The organism is Arthrobacter sp. MYb229 (assembly GCF_002975405.1).
Classification (GTDB): Bacteria; Actinomycetota; Actinomycetes; order Actinomycetales; family Micrococcaceae; genus Glutamicibacter.
Genome location: NZ_PCPS01000001.1, coordinates 295361 through 310247 on the forward strand (window position 1 = coordinate 295361; position 14887 = coordinate 310247).

Here is a 14887-nt window from a genome sequence, read left to right on the forward strand (position 1 = left end):
GCTGCATCCGTGCAGTGCGGGTTATGGCAGTCAACTAATCGGTGCAACACTCACCGTTCGTCCTACCCGGAGAAGTTTGGCCCCCACCGGCGGCTCCAACGGCCAGATCCGCCACGAGAATCCCTGCGAGTTGTGCAACGCTACCGGCTGGGCAATGGAATAAATACTGTGAGCCGTGGGGCTGATTCCTGCTAAACATCCCGACAGGATAAGCTCCCGGTATGCCCACAATTGATCTGCAAAAACGGAAGAAGACCTTGTGGATCCCAGTGGTGCTGCTGTCACTGCTGATTTCGGGGCTTGCGCATATACCGTGGCTTGCCGGGGGAGTGCTTCCCAAGGTGCAGGCGGCCTCGCTGTGGCTTCTGCTGATCCCACTTGCCGCGCTGGTCTACGCCTGCTGGCGGCGCAAATTATTTCCCGGAGCGGTCCTGCTTTTGGCAATAATTATTGGATTGCAGCCTTACCTGCAGTTCAATCCGCCGGCCGGCACGGATCCCGGACCGGCGCTGAAGGTATTTTCGTTTAATACCTATAAAGCCCAGGCAGATCCCGCCGAGCTGGCGCGAGAGATCAGCAGCGAAGATCCAGATGTGCTTGTTTTGGTGGAGACCAGTGAGCCGCTGCATGAGTCGCTCGCGGCGCGCGGTGCGATGACCGAATATCTCTACCGGACAGCTCCGGCGCCGGCGGATGGAAACCGGGACACAGTCATTTTTTCAAAACTCCCGTTGACCCAGGCCGAGACTGAGCTGAGTACCGAAGAAACTGGGTGGTTCAGCATGCCCACGGTGCTGATCGAGGTTCAGGGGCAGCAGGTGCAGTTAGCCGGAGTGCATGTGTATCCGCCGTTGGACAAGGCGGAAACCTGGGAGCAGGGGCTTCGCAGCGTGGAGAAGTGGATTGAAACGCATGGTGAAAACCCGGTGATTTTGGCGGGCGACTTCAATGCCACGCGTGGCCATCCGCAGTACCGCCGCGCGGTGCAGGGGCTAGATGAAGCTTCGGGGTTTGTTCCTGCGGCGACTTGGCCGGCCACGCGACTGCCGAGTCCAGTCATAGAGATTGATCACATCATTTCTCGTGGGTTTACGGTCTCGGAGACGAAAGCGACCCGAATGCCCGGCTCAGATCATTTGGCGCTCAGCGCAACTTTGCATCTGAAGCCGCCAGCAAGCCCGTAAAGCCGGGAGCAATCCGGGCCGCGGGTGTGACCAAGAACGCTAGCTTTCCTATTACCACACCATTTCTAAATGGCGTGAATCTAGGCTAGACTTAAGGTTCTGTGCGCATTTCATTCGAGGACTATCCACCTTCGGTGCGATGCAGTGCGGCCTGACACCGTCGGGTCGCGCAGTACAGCCTCGATATTTTACGCCTCGGCCCTGCCAGCAATTGGGACCAGCATTCGGTGCGCCCGCGCCGGTGGGGGTAAGCGATCGTATCGTGGAGACCATATCCGTTCCGCAAGGCTCCCAGAGAGAACCAGCGAGACGACAGGAGTAAGAAGTGATTCAGAAAGAGTCGCGACTAAAAGTTGCCGATAACACTGGTGCTAAGGAAATCCTTACCATCAACGTGCTCGGTGGCTCGAAGCGTCGCTACGCAAGCATTGGCGACACTATTGTCGCTACCGTCAAGGATGCAATTCCAGGCGGCAACGTGAAGAAGGGCGACGTCGTCAAGGCTGTCGTTGTTCGCACCAAGAAGGAAATCCGTCGTGCAGACGGTTCCTACATCAAGTTCGACGAGAACGCTGCTGTGATCTTGAAGAACGAAGGTGAGCCCCGCGGAACCCGTATTTTCGGTCCAGTGGGTCGCGAACTTCGTGACAAGAAGTTCATGAAGATCGTTTCGTTGGCTCCGGAGGTGCTGTAAGCATGGGTGCAAAGATCAAAAAGGGTGATCTGGTTCAGATCATCTCAGGCAAAGAGCGTGGCAAGCAGGGCAAGGTCCTGACTGTCATCACCGCCACTTCGCGCGTTCTGGTTGAGGGCGTTAACCGCGTCACCAAGCACACCAAGGCTGGACAGTCCGAAAACGGAACCACGTCCGGTGGCATCGAGGTTGTTGAGGCTCCAGTGCACGTTTCCAACGTTGCAGTGGTTGACCCAGAGACCAAGAAGCCAACCCGCGTTGGTTTCCGCGAGGAAACCGTCGAGAAGAACGGTGTGTCCAAGACTGTGCGCGTCCGTTACGCCAAGGCTTCCGGAAAGGATCTGTAATGACTGAGACAGCCACCAAGATCCAGCCACGTCTGAAGGCAAAGTACGCCGCAGACATCCGCCCTGCATTGCAGGAGCAGTTCAGCTACGTCAACCCAATGCAGGTACCAACCCTGACTAAGGTCGTCGTGAACATGGGTGTCGGCGAGGCCGCTAAGGACTCGAAGCTCATCGAAGGCGCCGTGCGCGATCTGACCGCAATTACCGGTCAGAAGCCAGTGGTCACCAAGGCTCGCAAGTCGATCGCACAGTTCAAGCTGCGCGAAGGCATGCCGATTGGTACCCACACCACCTTGCGTAACGATCGCATGTGGGAATTCGTCGATCGCTTGATCACCTTGGCACTGCCTCGTATCCGCGACTTCCGCGGTCTGAGCGACCGCCAGTTTGATGGCAATGGCAACTACACTTTCGGTCTGACCGAACAGTCGATGTTCCACGAAATCAACCAGGACAAGATCGATCGCGTGCGCGGTATGGACATCACTGTGGTGACCACCGCCAAGACTGACGATGAAGGCCGTGCCTTGCTCAAGGCTCTGGGCTTCCCGTTCAAGACCAACAACTAAACTCGCTACGTTACAGGTCCCTAGCGGAAACCGTAACGAGGAAGGGCTGAAGCCCACATGTCTATGACAGATCCAGTCGCAGATATGCTGACTCGACTGCGCAACGCCAACTCGGCACACCACGACTCCGTGTCGATGCCGTCGAGCAAGCTCAAAGTGCGCATTGCCAACATCTTGAAGGATCAGGGCTACATTGCCTCCTTCGAGGAAGAAGCAGCAGAAGTCGGCAAGACGCTGACCATCACCCTGAAGTACGGCCCATCGCGTGAGCGTTCAATCGCTGGCGTACGCCGTATCTCCAAGCCAGGCTTGCGTGTATACGCAAAGTCCACCAACCTGCCTCACGTGCTCGGTGGTCTTGGTATCGCAATCCTGTCCACCTCCTCCGGTCTGCTTACTGACCGTCAGGCTGCAAAGAAGGGCGTAGGTGGGGAAGTCCTCGCCTACGTCTGGTAACGGGAAGGGAGAAACATACAATGTCACGTATTGGACGTCTTCCGATCACCGTCCCGGCAAACGTTGAGCTGAATGTGGATGGCCAGCAGGTCACCGCAAAGGGCCCGAAGGGTGAGCTTTCGGTCACCATCTCGGCTCCTATCACCGTTGCCAAGGATGAGAACACCGTTACCGTATCCCGCCCGAACGATTCGCGCGATGCGCGTTCGTTGCACGGCTTGAGCCGCACCCTGATCAATAACCTGATCATCGGTGTGACCGACGGATACGAAAAGAAGCTGGAAATCCACGGTACCGGTTACCGTGTTGTCGCTAAGGGCGCCGGCCTGGAGTTCGCTCTCGGCTACTCGCACCCAGTTAGCGTCACGGCTCCTGACGGCATCACCTTTACCGTCGAGGGCAACAACAAAATCACCATCGCTGGTATTGACAAGCAGCACGTCGGTGAAGTTGCCGCTAACATCCGCAAGCTGCGCAAGACCGAGCCTTACAAGGGCAAGGGCATTCGCTACGCTGGCGAGATCATCCGCCGCAAGGTCGGAAAGGCTGGTAAATAATTATGGCTATCGGAATCAAGGGCAAGAGCAGGTCCGCTTCACGCGGTCGTCGCCACCTGCGTGTGCGCAAGCGCATCGTTGGTACCTCGGTACGCCCACGCTTGGTCATCAACCGTTCGGCTCGTCACATGTTCGTACAGATCGTGGACGACTCACAGGGTCTGACCCTGGCCAGCGCTTCGACCATGGAAGCAGATCTTCGCGCAAGCGATGCCGACAAGACCGCAAAGTCCAAGCGCGTTGGTGAGCTCGTTGCAGAGCGCGCCAAGGCTGCAGGCATCGAAGCAGTTGTCTTCGACCGCGGCGGTAACCGCTACCACGGTCGCGTGGCAGCCATTGCCGACGGCGCACGTGAAGGTGGGCTGGCACTGTGAGCGAAGCTACTAACAAGAAGGAAACTCAGGTGTCTGAAGCTACTGAAGCAGCCTCGACTACTGCAGCTCCTGCCACGGAGAAGACCGGCGCCGCTCGCGGCGAGGGTCGTGGCCGTGGTGGAGAAGGCCGTGGCCGTGGCGAGGGTCGTGGCCGAGGCCGCGATTCGAAGGACAGCCGCAATGACGACAAGGACAAGTTCCTTGAGCGCGTTGTAGCTATCAACCGCGTATCCAAGGTCGTCAAGGGTGGTCGTCGCTTTAGCTTCACCGCACTTGTCGTCGTGGGCGACGGCAACGGAATGGTTGGCGTTGGCTACGGTAAGGCCAAGGAAGTTCCAGCAGCTATCGCCAAGGGCGTTGAAGAAGCCAAGAAGTCCTTCTTCCGCGTTCCACGCGTTGGCGGCACCATCCCGCACCTGGTCAAGGGCGAGGCCGCCGCTGGCGTCGTCTTGCTCCGTCCAGCTGCTCCGGGTACCGGCGTTATCGCCGGCGGTCCGGTGCGTGCGGTATTGGAATGCGCTGGTATCCAGGACATCCTTTCGAAGTCGATGGGTTCAAGCAACCAGATCAACATCGTGAAGGGCACCATTGCAGCGCTGAAGGGTCTCGAAGAGCCTGCAGCAGTTGCAGCTCGCCGCGGTCTTCCGCTGGACGAGGTTGCACCAGCAGCAATGTTGCGTCACATCCAGACCCAGAAGGCAGGTGCTTAATCAATGGCTAAGAACATTGTTCCAGGCGATGCCACGCTGGAAATCACCCAGATTAAGTCCATCATTGGTGGTAGCCAGGTTCAGCGCGACATCGTTCGCTCGCTGGGTCTGAAGCGCATCGGACACACCGTTGTCCGCTCCGCTGACCCTGTGACCGTAGGTATGGTCAACAAGGTTCCACACCTGTTGAAGGTTGAGGAGGCGAAGTAAAGATGGCTGAAGAAAAAGCACTTAAGGTTCACCACCTGCGTCCAGCTCAGGGTGCCAAGACCGCCAAGACCCGCGTGGGTCGTGGCGAGGCATCCAAGGGTAAGACTGCAGGCCGTGGTACCAAGGGTACGAAGGCTCGTTACCAGATCAAGGCAGGTTTCGCAGGTGGACAGCTTCCACTGCACATGCGTCTGCCAAAGCTGCGTGGCTTCAAGAACCCATTCCGCGTCGAGTACCAGGTTGTAAACCTGGACAAGATCTCGGAATTGTTCCCAGAAGGTGGCGAAGTTACCGTCGAGGCACTCGTTGCCAAGGGCGCTGTTCGTAAGAACCAGCCTGTCAAGGTGCTGGGCACCGGCGACCTGACGGTCAAGGTTGACGTGAAGGTTAACGCTTTCTCGGCTTCCGCAACCGAAAAGATTGCTGCTGCTGGCGGCCAGGCAGAAACCCTCTAATTCAGGGTTTGCGCTATAGCTAAATCCCCGGTGAGCTTGTTTAGACAAGCTCACCGGGGATTTTCTTATCTCGCGTTACTCGTAGTATTACGCTCCGAAATCCCAAGTAAACCACCGTATTTCCGCAACCACTGCGAAAAAATGGGGTTATAGCTGTGTGGCGTATTTGGCGAGATAGTACATAAGACGGCTAGAATCATTAGGTCATAGCAAGAGTCTTTACCTAGACTCAAGCACATACTTCAGGAGGACGCTTGTTCAGCGCCATAGCCCGAGTTTTTCGGACGCCTGACCTGCGCAACAAACTGCTTTTCACCCTCGGGATCATTGCGATCTATCGAGTCGGCGTTTTTATTCCGGCCCCGGGCGTGGATTACAGCAACGTTCAGCAGTGTCTGGCATTGGGTTCAACCACCGGTGGTCTTTATCAGTTCGTAAACCTCTTCAGCGGCGGCGCCCTGTTGCAAGTTTCGATCTTTGCCATGGGTATCATGCCGTACATTACGGCGGCCATTATTGTGCAGCTACTGCGTGTGGTGATCCCGCACTTCGAAGCACTGCACAAGGAAGGCCAAGCCGGCCAAGGCAAGCTGACCCAGTACACCCGCTACCTGACCATCGCATTGGCGCTCTTGCAGGGCACCACGCTGATCACTCTGGCGCGTACCGGCGGACTGTTCCCGAGCTGCACCCTGCCGCTGATTCCCGATGACTCGATTATCGTGATTCTGCTGATGATCTTCGCACTGACCGCAGGCACCGGCCTGATCATGTGGATGGGCGAATTGATCACCGAACGCGGTATCGGCAACGGCATGTCCATCCTGATCTTCATCTCGATCGCTTCGGGCTTCCCGGCCGCCATGGGCGCCATCGCGCAGTCCCAGGGTTGGGGCACCTTCATCGGGGTCATCGCCATCGGCTTCCTGGTGATCGCGCTGGTCGTGTTCGTGGAGCAGTCCCAGCGACGTGTTCCGGTGCAGTACGCCAAGCGCACCATCGGACGGCGCACCGTGGGTGGCACCTCCACCTACATTCCGCTGAAGGTCAACATGGCGAACGTGATCCCGGTGATCTTCGCCAGCTCGATCCTCGCCCTGCCGCAGATGATCGTCTCGTTCAACCAGAACGATGACGGCACCCTGCCAGGTTGGGCCATGTGGCTGCAGGAGCACTCGGCGTCCTCTTCACCGTGGTACATGCTCGTCTACACTCTGCTGATCATTGGCTTCACCTACTTCTATGTCGCGATTACCTTCAACCCGATTGAAGTCTCGGACAATATGAAGAAGTACGGTGGCTTCATTCCGGGCATTCGCGCCGGCAAGCCAACGGCCGAGTATCTGCAGTTCGTGATTTCCCGAATCACCTTCGCGGGCGCCCTGTATCTGGCGTTCGTCGCGTTGATCCCGCTGATCGCCTTCGTGCTGTTCAACGCAGACCAAAACTTCCCATTTGGCGGCACCTCGATCCTCATCATGGTTGGTGTGGGTCTGGAAACCGTCAAGCAAATCAATGCTCAAATGCAGCAACGAAACTATGAAGGGCTACTGCGATGAGTCGACTGTTAATTATTGGTCCACCGGGTGCCGGCAAAGGCACCCAAGCAGTGAAGATTTCCGAGCGTTTGGAGATCGTCGCGATCTCCACCGGTGATATCTTCCGCGCCAACGTCAAGGGCGGCACCCCACTGGGTGTCGAGGCGAAGAAGTACATCGACGCCGGCAACTTCGTGCCGGACTCGGTCACCAACAACATGGTTGAAGATCGACTGGGCCAGGAAGATGTCGCCAACGGCTTCCTGCTCGACGGCTACCCACGCACCAGCGCACAGGTTGATGCCCTGGATGCCATGCTTGCCGCTCAGGGCGTCGAGTTGGATGCAGTGCTGCAGCTGACCGCCGATGACGAAGAGCTGGTAGCGCGCCTGCTCAAGCGTGCTCAGATCGAAGGCCGTGCCGATGACACCGAAGAGGTCATCCGCCACCGCCTGGGGCTGTACAACGAAGAGACCCGCATCGTGGTAGATCGCTACGAAGAGCGCGGCATCGTGCGCAAGGTCGATGGCATTGGCGCCATCGACGAGGTCACCGAGCGTGTGCTCTCGGCGTTGAACGTTACCGCCTAAGCATTTCCACTTACACGTAGGGACCGTGCCGCGAACAGCCTCTGAGGGCCGTGGCACGGTCCCTGCGTGGTTTAGCTACACATATCCAAACGCTTACTTGGGTTCTGAGACCCGAAAGAATTAAGGGGCATGACATTGGCTCTAGGTCAGCCACGAATTGAGTACAAAACCAATTCGCAGATTTTGAAGATGCGCGAGGCCGGACTGGTGCTCGCCGAAGCACTCGACGAGGCCAGCGCCGCCGCCCGTCCGGGGGTCACCACCAAGCAGGTCGATGCGGCCTTCGCGAAGGTGCTCGAACGCCACGGCGCCACCAGCAACTTCCTCGGCTACCACGGTTTCCCGGCGAACATCTGCGCCTCGGTCAACCACGAGGTCGTCCACGGCTTCCCCAGCGAGTACGAGCTGAAGGACGGGGATGTGCTGAAGGTCGATGGCGGCGCGATCATCGATGGCTGGCATTCGGACTCCGCACGCACCCTGCTCATCGGCAAGGTGGATCCGGCGGACCAGCGGTTGAGCGAGATCACCGAGCAGGCCATGTGGGCCGGCATCGCCGCCTTCTCCAAGGCGCGGTACATCGGGCAGATCGGCGAAGCCATCGACGACTTCGTCAGCTCCCAGCCGGGGGCCCCGCTGGGCATCTTGGAGGAGTACTGCGGCCACGGCATCGGCTCGGCCATGCACATGGCCCCGGATGTGCTGAACTACAACACCGGCCACCGCGGATCGCGGATCAAGCCCGGCATGGCGCTGGCCATCGAACCAATGCTGGTGCGCGGCAAGATCGCGACCTCGGTGCTGGAAGATGACTGGACGGTAGTCACCGACGACAAGGCGAACGCCTCGCAGTGGGAGCACACCGTAGCCATCCACATGGGCGGCATCTGGGTACTCACCGCACATGATGGCGGCGAAGCGGGATTGGCGCCATTCGGCGTGACTCCCTCGCCGATCAAGCCTTAAGTTCTGGCTCCGGCACGCCAAGCGTGCCGGAGCTAACAGTTTAAGTGCGTCCTTGGATTTGTCCTAGAGTCTGCCAATGGCGTATTCTTAATTTTTGGTTGTCTATTTGACTGAGCCTAAAACTCTTAGGGTTCGGTGAGGTCGTAAACAGCCAGAACCAATTACTTGTTGATGGAAAATCGTCAACAACAAAAGTTAGCGGGGAAAATGGGCAAGAAGGAAGGCGTCATCCAGGTAGAGGGCTCCGTATCCGAAGCGCTGCCGAACGCGATGTTTCGCGTAGAGCTGCCAAACGGTCACGTGGTGCTCGCCACTATCTCGGGTAAGATGCGTCAGCACTACATTCGTATCCTCCCAGAGGATCGAGTGCAGGTTGAAATGAGCCCATACGACCTCAACCGAGGCCGTATCGTTTACCGCTACAAGTAAATCTGCAGTCCATAGACATTAGCCTGACGGACGTTGAACGAGTGATCGTTCGAACGCCCGTCTGAGGAATGTCCCTGGGACGAACTGCTTATTCACTGCTCCACTCAATAACTGCAACCGCAAAAGGACAAAGCCTTGAAGGTTAACCCTAGCGTGAAGCCGATCTGCGATAAATGCAAGGTGATCCGTCGTAATGGCGTGGTCATGGTGATCTGCGAGAATCCACGCCACAAGCAGCGTCAGGGCTAATTCCGTTCTTCGGAATTTCCCACGCGTAGTCATATAGGCAGTACCGCATCGAAGTATCGATGCACACCCCCGGGTTCGGAGGCCGGGGCCAGGAGATATCCTGGGTGGTACTGCTCCAGACCTCCGTTGGTTGAAAGGTAGCCACTTGGCTCGTTTAGCAGGCGTGGACATTCCACGCGAAAAGCGCGTAATTATCGCGCTGACTTACATCTACGGCGTGGGCAAGACCCGTGCAGAAGAGATCATCGCAGCGACCGGGACCAACCCGGACACGCGCGTTAAGGATCTCAGCGACGCTGACCTCGTTCAGCTGCGTGACTTCGTCGAAGGCACTTACAAGGTAGAAGGTGACCTGCGCCGCGAGGTTCAGGCTGACATCCGCCGCAAGGTCGAGATCGGATCCTACGAAGGTATTCGTCACCGTAAGGGCCTGCCGGTCCACGGTCAGCGCACCAAGACCAACGCTCGTACCCGCAAGGGCCCGAAGCGTACCGTCGCAGGTAAGAAGAAGACTCGCTAAATCTTAGCGGTCTAGTTCAAATACTTTTTTCGTAGGAGAAGAAATGCCCCCAAAGACTCGTGGAGCGGTACGTAAGCCGCGTCGCAAGGACAAAAAGAATATCGCGCAGGGACAGGCGCATATCAAGAGCACCTTCAACAACACCATCGTATCGATTACCGATCCGTCCGGTGCTGTTATCTCGTGGGCTTCGGCCGGCGAGGTAGGCATGAAGGGCTCGCGTAAGTCGACCCCATACGCTGCTCAGATGGCCGCTGAATCTGCCGCTAAGCGCGCGCAGGAGCACGGCATGCGCAAGGTTGACGTTTTCGTCAAGGGCCCGGGCTCGGGACGCGAAACCGCGATCCGTTCGCTGCAGGCTGCTGGCCTTGAGGTTGGATCCATCCAGGATGTTTCCCCAAGTGCCCACAACGGTTGCCGCCCATCAAAGCGTCGCCGCGTCTAATTGATTCGCTAGGCTGAGCCTAAAGAAGTCACCGAGCCATTCTTGCCGAATGGGTCGGTGACGTTCTTGGACTCTCATGCCTGCAACAGACGAACGGCCAACAGGCTACCGTCGTTTCCACCCCCGTGAGGCGTCATATAGCGGACGCTCGCTGAAAGGAAATGTAAGTGCTCATTACGCAGCGCCCAACCCTGACCGAAGAAGTAGTTTCCGAGAATCGCTCCCGGTTCATCATTGAACCGTTGGAGCCAGGCTTTGGTTACACCCTAGGCAACTCACTCCGCCGTACCCTGTTGTCCTCGATCCCTGGTGCAGCTGTCACCAGTGTTCGACTCGACGGTGTATTGCACGAGTTCTCTACCGTAGCCGGTGTCAAGGAAGACGTCACCGAACTGGTTCTTAACATCAAGAACCTGTCGGTCTCTTCCGAGCACGACGAGCCGGTCGTCGCCTACCTGCGCAAGCAGGGCCCAGGCGTCGTCACCGCAGCGGATATCACCCCACCAGCGGGTGTAGAGTTCCACAACCCTGAGCTGCACATCGCTACCTTGAACGCCAATGGCAAGTTCGATTTGGAACTGACCATTGAGCGTGGCCGTGGCTATGTGTCAGCTGCTCAGAACAAGAGTGCCGACACCGAGATCGGTCGAATCCCAGTTGATTCGATCTACTCGCCGGTGCTGAAGGTGACCTTCCGCGTGGAAGCTACCCGTGTTGAGCAGCGCACCGACTTCGATCGCTTGATCGTTGACGTTGAAGCAAAGCCGTCGATCACCCCGCGCGATGCTGTTGCATCCGCAGGTACCACGCTGGTTGAGCTGTTCGGTTTGTTCCGCGAACTGAACACCGCAGCCGAAGGTATCGAAATCGGCCCATCGCCAACGGATGCAGCTTTGGCTGCAGACATGGCGCTGCCGATCGAGGATCTGGAACTGACCGTTCGCTCGTACAACTGCTTGAAGCGTGAGGGCATCCACTCCGTGGGTGAACTCGTAACTCGCTCCGAGGCCGACCTGATGGACATCCGTAACTTCGGTGCGAAGTCCATTGACGAAGTCAAGGCCAAGCTTGTTGAACTGGGTCTAGCACTGAAGGATTCCCCTCCAGGGTTCGACCTTGCCGCTCGTAGTGCCATCGAAGATGGCGACGACGTCTACGACGAAGGCCTGTAAAGACCTTAGTCTCGCGACACACTACTTCACCCGACCTGCCGGTCACATACCGGCGGACTCGGTCATTCATCTAGGAGAACTACCATGCCTACCCCTACTAAGGGTCCGCGTCTCGGCGGCAGTGCAGCACATGAGCGATTGATCTTCGCTAACATGTCCGCACAGCTCTTCGAGAACAAGAAGATCACCACCACCCTGACCCGCGCCAAGCGTCTGCGTCCACACGCAGAGCGCCTGATCACCTTCGCAAAGCGTGGAGATCTGGCCTCGCGTCGTCGCGTCCAGTCGGTTATCGCTTCGCGCTCGCGCACCAACAAGTCGATCGTTCACGAGCTGTTCGCGAACATCGCACCTGCTATGGCCGATCGCCAGGGTGGCTACACCCGCATCACCAAGATTGGTAACCGCAAGGGCGACAACGCCCCTATGGCTGTTATCGAACTGGTAATGGAACCGGTTTCGCCAAAGCAGGCAGTCGTCAAGGAAGCCACCCAGGCTACCGAGAAGGCAACCGAAGCTACCACCGAAGAAGCCTAAGCTTTAGCTTGTGAATCTTCACCGGTAAAACGGTCAAGTTATCCCCGGACAATCCGCAAGGAATGTCCGGGGATAACTATTTAACGCAACGAAGCCCGGCAAATCATTCGGTCCGGACGTGGTGCCTGTCCGCGGCGTTCATTCAGACGATAGGCCACCCCAGTTGTACCGAGGCTTTGCGCGCCATGGTCAACACATCAATGTGGGTCAGGTTCCGGGAAAAAGCGGGTGCCATCGGGAAAGCGGTACGCGCGCGCGAAAAGAGAACCACCATGGGCGTACCAACCATCGTTGAATTCACGTAGATGCCGTCAATGCCAGCGCCAAGCTGCAGGTTGATCTCCTTAGCCCACGCTCGGCAAACATTCTTGGGCTGTCCATTCAAGGAAGCCGAGGCCCGATGTCTCAGCAGCCACGTAGATGTAGTCAAATCAAGGAGCTGAAGTGGGCGTATCGGCGACCACGCGGAGAGTGTTCGGCTCTTGTCGAAGGAAATCGCGCGAACTGTCTGAAAGACCTCGGCAAAGGCGGTGACGTAACTAGGAGTTGTGTAGGAGACTCCAAACCCGGGATGAACATTTACCGGGAGAGGATGAGGCTCCCATCTGAAAGCCTTGATTGGACCGTACTCGCGCAGGTTGTTCCATGGTGCGCTGAAGGCTCCGGAACTTGTGTGTATTCTCCACAGAGGTCCTTGCCAAATCCTCAAATCATGGGGGATCAGGGTGAGCGGCACAGGTGGCTTGCGAGGATTCTTCGGTGCCTTGGCAGTCACTCGAATTCCAAATGAGAAACCAATTCCAGTACGGCTTCAAGTGCACCACCGGTAATAAGCCAATCCGCAGGGGAGCGCCCTCCGAGATAGTCCTCATTGGATTGGGTCATTACGGTTTCGATCGCCAGCGGGTGATAGAAACGCGGGAAAGCGGGAATCAGTTCCCGCAGTCCGGGGACCACGCCCTCGCTGGTGAACTGCCATTTCGGGAACAGGGATTGTTTCCCCTCACTTCGAGCTAGCGCGAAATAGTCACCCTTAGCTTTCGCGCGGCGCACATTCGCCTCGTCCCGACCAACGATCTGCGCAACTTCAGCGGTGGTGTAGGCGGATTTCTCCACCAGATCCAGTGATTTTGCTTGGGCGTCTAGGACGATCAAATCGGATTTCAGCCGTCCTTCAGGGCTTAAATCGGCCTCCGACAGGTCTGTGTTCTCCAGCAGGAAATTACGTTCGCCCTCGGTCAATGGTTCGCTGATGCTATCTGACACATCCGAAACTACACGCAAGAAATCTCGGGGTGCCATGCTGCCACCGTGTTTGTCCAAGAAGATCTGTACCGTCGACTCCAGATCCTTCCGGATGTAGTTCATCGCGCCGCTCATAACCATGATGATACGCCGTATCCAACCGTGGATAAATAGGTAAACCCTGCCATGTGGACGACGTAACGCGAGCATCATGGACTGATGACGGCTGCCGCGATTAAGCCGAGAAATACGACCACAAGCGTGCGGCAGCAATGTTCCGCAGTGAACGGAATCGATATGCGGGGGCGTCTTGGCATGCCCTGCCTGCCGAACAGGTTCATTCGCTCCCTGCGGCACTTGGCCGGAGGACTGCAGAGCGCGCGAATCGCAGTGCTGCCGGCAGGTCAAGATGCGGCAGAAAGCGCATGTCCAGCCGCGGTTGGGGCTTCGGTTCGCGATTCACTCTTGTTCCAAGGGATAATTGAAAGCATGAATTCGCAGTCAGAGATCATTGATCCATTCGGTACCACCGCTCTGGGTACTAGTTCGTCCCCGGCGCTGATCCGCATGCGCATGGTGCTTGGATACGACGGCGCAGCCTACAACGGCTGGGCGCGGCAGCCCAATGTCGTCGGTGTGCAGCAGCTGGTCGAAGAGGCACTGGAAACCCTGATCCGCCGCCTGGTCCGGGTGGTCGTCGCCGGACGCACCGACGCCGGGGTGCACGCGCGCCGGCAGGTAGTCCACTTCGATCTGACCGAGGAAGAATACCTGGCGCTGCCGCGCAATTCGGATCTGTTACCGGGCCCGGCGCTTCTGCGCCGCATCAATGGCCTCTTGGGCCGCCAAGATAAGGCCGTGTGGGTCCATGAAGTGGCCAAGGCCGCCGAGGGTTTCGACGCACGCTTCTCCGCCTTGGCCCGTCGCTACTCCTACCGCATTGCCGACGGCATCCACCGCTGGGATCCGCTGAGCCGGCAGCTGACCATGTGGTACCGCGAAGACATTAACATCGACCTGTTGAACGCTGAGGCCCGGTCGGTCCTCGGACGCCACGACTTCCTGTCCTACTGCAAGCCGCGCCCGCGGGCCACCACCATCCGCACGCTGCAGGAGTTCGAATTCAGCCGTGCCGAGGATGGGAACATCCTGGTGCATTTGAAGGCCGACGCGTTTTGCCACAATATGGTGCGTTCGCTGATCGGGGCGGCGCTGCGTGTGGCCAGCGGCAGGGAAGAGCCCGGTTTCCTGGCCGAACGCCTGGCGCTGATGGTGCGCGATTCGAAGTCGATTCTGGCTCATCCGCACGCGTTGGTGCTCGAAGAGGTCTACTATCCTGATGACCACGAGCTCGCCGAGCGAGCGGCACTCACCAGGGCAAGACGCGACGTTTCGCAGAAGGATTCATTAAAAGACCTCGATTAATGACCCTTCGGGTGTCATTGCTCACCTAGAGGCACCTTTGTTTTGGTCGTCTGAGTGTTAATCGGCTAAACTTTTATGAGTTGTGTATGTCCACGTTCGACACTACACGCCCAAGCGTGACGGCTTAGTTGCATAGTCGCTGGTCTGCTGGGTGTGCGAACAATATATGGACGGCCGGTCATCATCAGTCCTCACCTGACGTACTGGTCTAAGCA

Annotated in this window: 21 protein-coding genes and 1 pseudogene; 20 read left to right on the forward strand and 2 right to left on the reverse strand. The window is 57.8% G+C overall.

Annotated features, from left to right (window positions below; all coding sequences use genetic code 11):
• The first annotated feature begins 341 nt into the window (after nucleotides 1-341).
• From CQ019_RS01385 to rplQ, 19 genes and pseudogenes are all read left to right on the forward strand, one after another.
• Complete coding sequence (locus tag CQ019_RS01385; protein ID WP_181148213.1) at nucleotides 342-1184, forward strand: endonuclease/exonuclease/phosphatase family protein; 843 nt, start codon at nucleotides 342-344, stop codon at nucleotides 1182-1184.
• A 325-nt stretch (nucleotides 1185-1509) separates the two neighbouring features.
• Entirely contained in the window at nucleotides 1510-1878 is a 369-nt protein-coding gene (gene rplN / locus CQ019_RS01390) for a 50S ribosomal protein L14 (protein ID WP_096283660.1), read from the forward strand.
• A gap of 2 nt (nucleotides 1879-1880) precedes the next feature.
• Nucleotides 1881-2225 carry a 50S ribosomal protein L24 gene (gene rplX / locus CQ019_RS01395; RefSeq protein WP_096256888.1) on the forward strand — a complete coding sequence of 115 codons (345 nt, stop codon included), beginning with the start codon at nucleotides 1881-1883 and terminating at the stop codon, nucleotides 2223-2225.
• Nucleotides 2225-2794 carry a 50S ribosomal protein L5 gene (gene rplE / locus CQ019_RS01400; protein ID WP_096283658.1) on the forward strand — a complete coding sequence of 190 codons (570 nt, stop codon included), beginning with the start codon at nucleotides 2225-2227 and terminating at the stop codon, nucleotides 2792-2794. Before rplX ends, rplE begins: the two co-directional genes overlap by 1 nt.
• A gap of 57 nt (nucleotides 2795-2851) precedes the next feature.
• Complete coding sequence (gene rpsH, locus CQ019_RS01405; RefSeq protein WP_096283656.1) at nucleotides 2852-3250, forward strand: 30S ribosomal protein S8; 399 nt, start codon at nucleotides 2852-2854, stop codon at nucleotides 3248-3250.
• 20 nt (nucleotides 3251-3270) lie between these two features.
• A complete protein-coding gene (rplF, locus tag CQ019_RS01410) occupies nucleotides 3271-3807 on the forward strand; it encodes a 50S ribosomal protein L6 (RefSeq protein ID WP_096283654.1) in 537 nt (178 codons plus the stop codon).
• 2 nt (nucleotides 3808-3809) lie between these two features.
• Nucleotides 3810-4181: a 50S ribosomal protein L18 gene (gene rplR / locus CQ019_RS01415; protein ID WP_096283652.1), complete on the forward strand. Its 372-nt coding sequence runs from the start codon at nucleotides 3810-3812 to the stop codon at nucleotides 4179-4181.
• A gap of 29 nt (nucleotides 4182-4210) precedes the next feature.
• The gene (rpsE, locus tag CQ019_RS01420) at nucleotides 4211-4891 is read left to right on the forward strand and encodes a 30S ribosomal protein S5 (protein WP_176484079.1); all 681 of its coding nucleotides are present in this window, start codon (nucleotides 4211-4213) and stop codon (nucleotides 4889-4891) included.
• A 3-nt stretch (nucleotides 4892-4894) separates the two neighbouring features.
• Nucleotides 4895-5101 carry a 50S ribosomal protein L30 gene (gene rpmD / locus CQ019_RS01425; protein ID WP_096283647.1) on the forward strand — a complete coding sequence of 69 codons (207 nt, stop codon included), beginning with the start codon at nucleotides 4895-4897 and terminating at the stop codon, nucleotides 5099-5101.
• Nucleotides 5102-5103: 2 nt separating this feature from the next.
• Complete coding sequence (rplO, locus tag CQ019_RS01430) at nucleotides 5104-5556, forward strand: 50S ribosomal protein L15 (RefSeq protein ID WP_105553130.1); 453 nt, start codon at nucleotides 5104-5106, stop codon at nucleotides 5554-5556.
• 254 nt (nucleotides 5557-5810) lie between these two features.
• Nucleotides 5811-7115 (forward strand): preprotein translocase subunit SecY, encoded by a 1305-nt coding sequence (gene secY / locus CQ019_RS01435; RefSeq protein WP_105568752.1) that lies wholly within the window; start codon nucleotides 5811-5813, stop codon nucleotides 7113-7115.
• Nucleotides 7112-7684 carry an adenylate kinase gene (locus tag CQ019_RS01440; RefSeq protein ID WP_105568753.1) on the forward strand — a complete coding sequence of 191 codons (573 nt, stop codon included), beginning with the start codon at nucleotides 7112-7114 and terminating at the stop codon, nucleotides 7682-7684. The genes secY and CQ019_RS01440 overlap by 4 nt, the downstream gene beginning before the upstream one ends.
• Nucleotides 7685-7819: 135 nt before the next feature.
• Nucleotides 7820-8650 (forward strand): type I methionyl aminopeptidase, encoded by an 831-nt coding sequence (gene map, locus CQ019_RS01445; RefSeq protein ID WP_105569234.1) that lies wholly within the window; start codon nucleotides 7820-7822, stop codon nucleotides 8648-8650.
• Nucleotides 8651-8857: 207 nt separating this feature from the next.
• Nucleotides 8858-9079 carry a translation initiation factor IF-1 gene (gene infA / locus CQ019_RS01450; protein ID WP_096256877.1) on the forward strand — a complete coding sequence of 74 codons (222 nt, stop codon included), beginning with the start codon at nucleotides 8858-8860 and terminating at the stop codon, nucleotides 9077-9079.
• A 135-nt stretch (nucleotides 9080-9214) separates the two neighbouring features.
• Nucleotides 9215-9328, forward strand: coding sequence for a 50S ribosomal protein L36 (gene rpmJ, locus CQ019_RS01455; RefSeq protein WP_013349661.1), 114 nt, complete (start codon nucleotides 9215-9217; stop codon nucleotides 9326-9328).
• Nucleotides 9329-9473: 145 nt separating this feature from the next.
• Nucleotides 9474-9848 carry a 30S ribosomal protein S13 gene (rpsM, locus tag CQ019_RS01460; RefSeq protein WP_096283639.1) on the forward strand — a complete coding sequence of 125 codons (375 nt, stop codon included), beginning with the start codon at nucleotides 9474-9476 and terminating at the stop codon, nucleotides 9846-9848.
• A 43-nt stretch (nucleotides 9849-9891) separates the two neighbouring features.
• Nucleotides 9892-10293, forward strand: a complete 402-nt coding sequence (gene rpsK / locus CQ019_RS01465; RefSeq protein ID WP_096283637.1) for a 30S ribosomal protein S11 — start codon at nucleotides 9892-9894, stop codon at nucleotides 10291-10293.
• 167 nt (nucleotides 10294-10460) lie between these two features.
• Complete coding sequence (locus CQ019_RS01470) at nucleotides 10461-11465, forward strand: DNA-directed RNA polymerase subunit alpha (RefSeq protein WP_096283635.1); 1005 nt, start codon at nucleotides 10461-10463, stop codon at nucleotides 11463-11465.
• An 84-nt stretch (nucleotides 11466-11549) separates the two neighbouring features.
• Nucleotides 11550-11996 (forward strand): annotated as a pseudogene (gene rplQ / locus CQ019_RS01475) (50S ribosomal protein L17); the annotation flags it as partial.
• A 148-nt stretch (nucleotides 11997-12144) separates the two neighbouring features.
• On the opposite strand, the gene CQ019_RS18895 reads toward rplQ, so the two are convergent.
• Both CQ019_RS18895 and CQ019_RS01485 read right to left on the reverse strand, forming a co-directional pair.
• Entirely contained in the window at nucleotides 12145-12777 is a 633-nt protein-coding gene (locus tag CQ019_RS18895) for an RES family NAD+ phosphorylase (RefSeq protein WP_181148214.1), read from the reverse strand.
• Nucleotides 12774-13382, reverse strand: coding sequence for a hypothetical protein (locus CQ019_RS01485; protein WP_146112450.1), 609 nt, complete (start codon nucleotides 13380-13382; stop codon nucleotides 12774-12776). The genes CQ019_RS18895 and CQ019_RS01485 overlap by 4 nt, the downstream gene beginning before the upstream one ends.
• A 432-nt stretch (nucleotides 13383-13814) precedes the next feature.
• Here CQ019_RS01485 and truA point away from each other — a divergent pair, with 432 nt between their 5' ends.
• Nucleotides 13815-14672, forward strand: coding sequence for a tRNA pseudouridine(38-40) synthase TruA (gene truA, locus CQ019_RS01490; protein ID WP_374954781.1), 858 nt, complete (start codon nucleotides 13815-13817; stop codon nucleotides 14670-14672).
• Nucleotides 14673-14887: the final 215 nt, after the last annotated feature.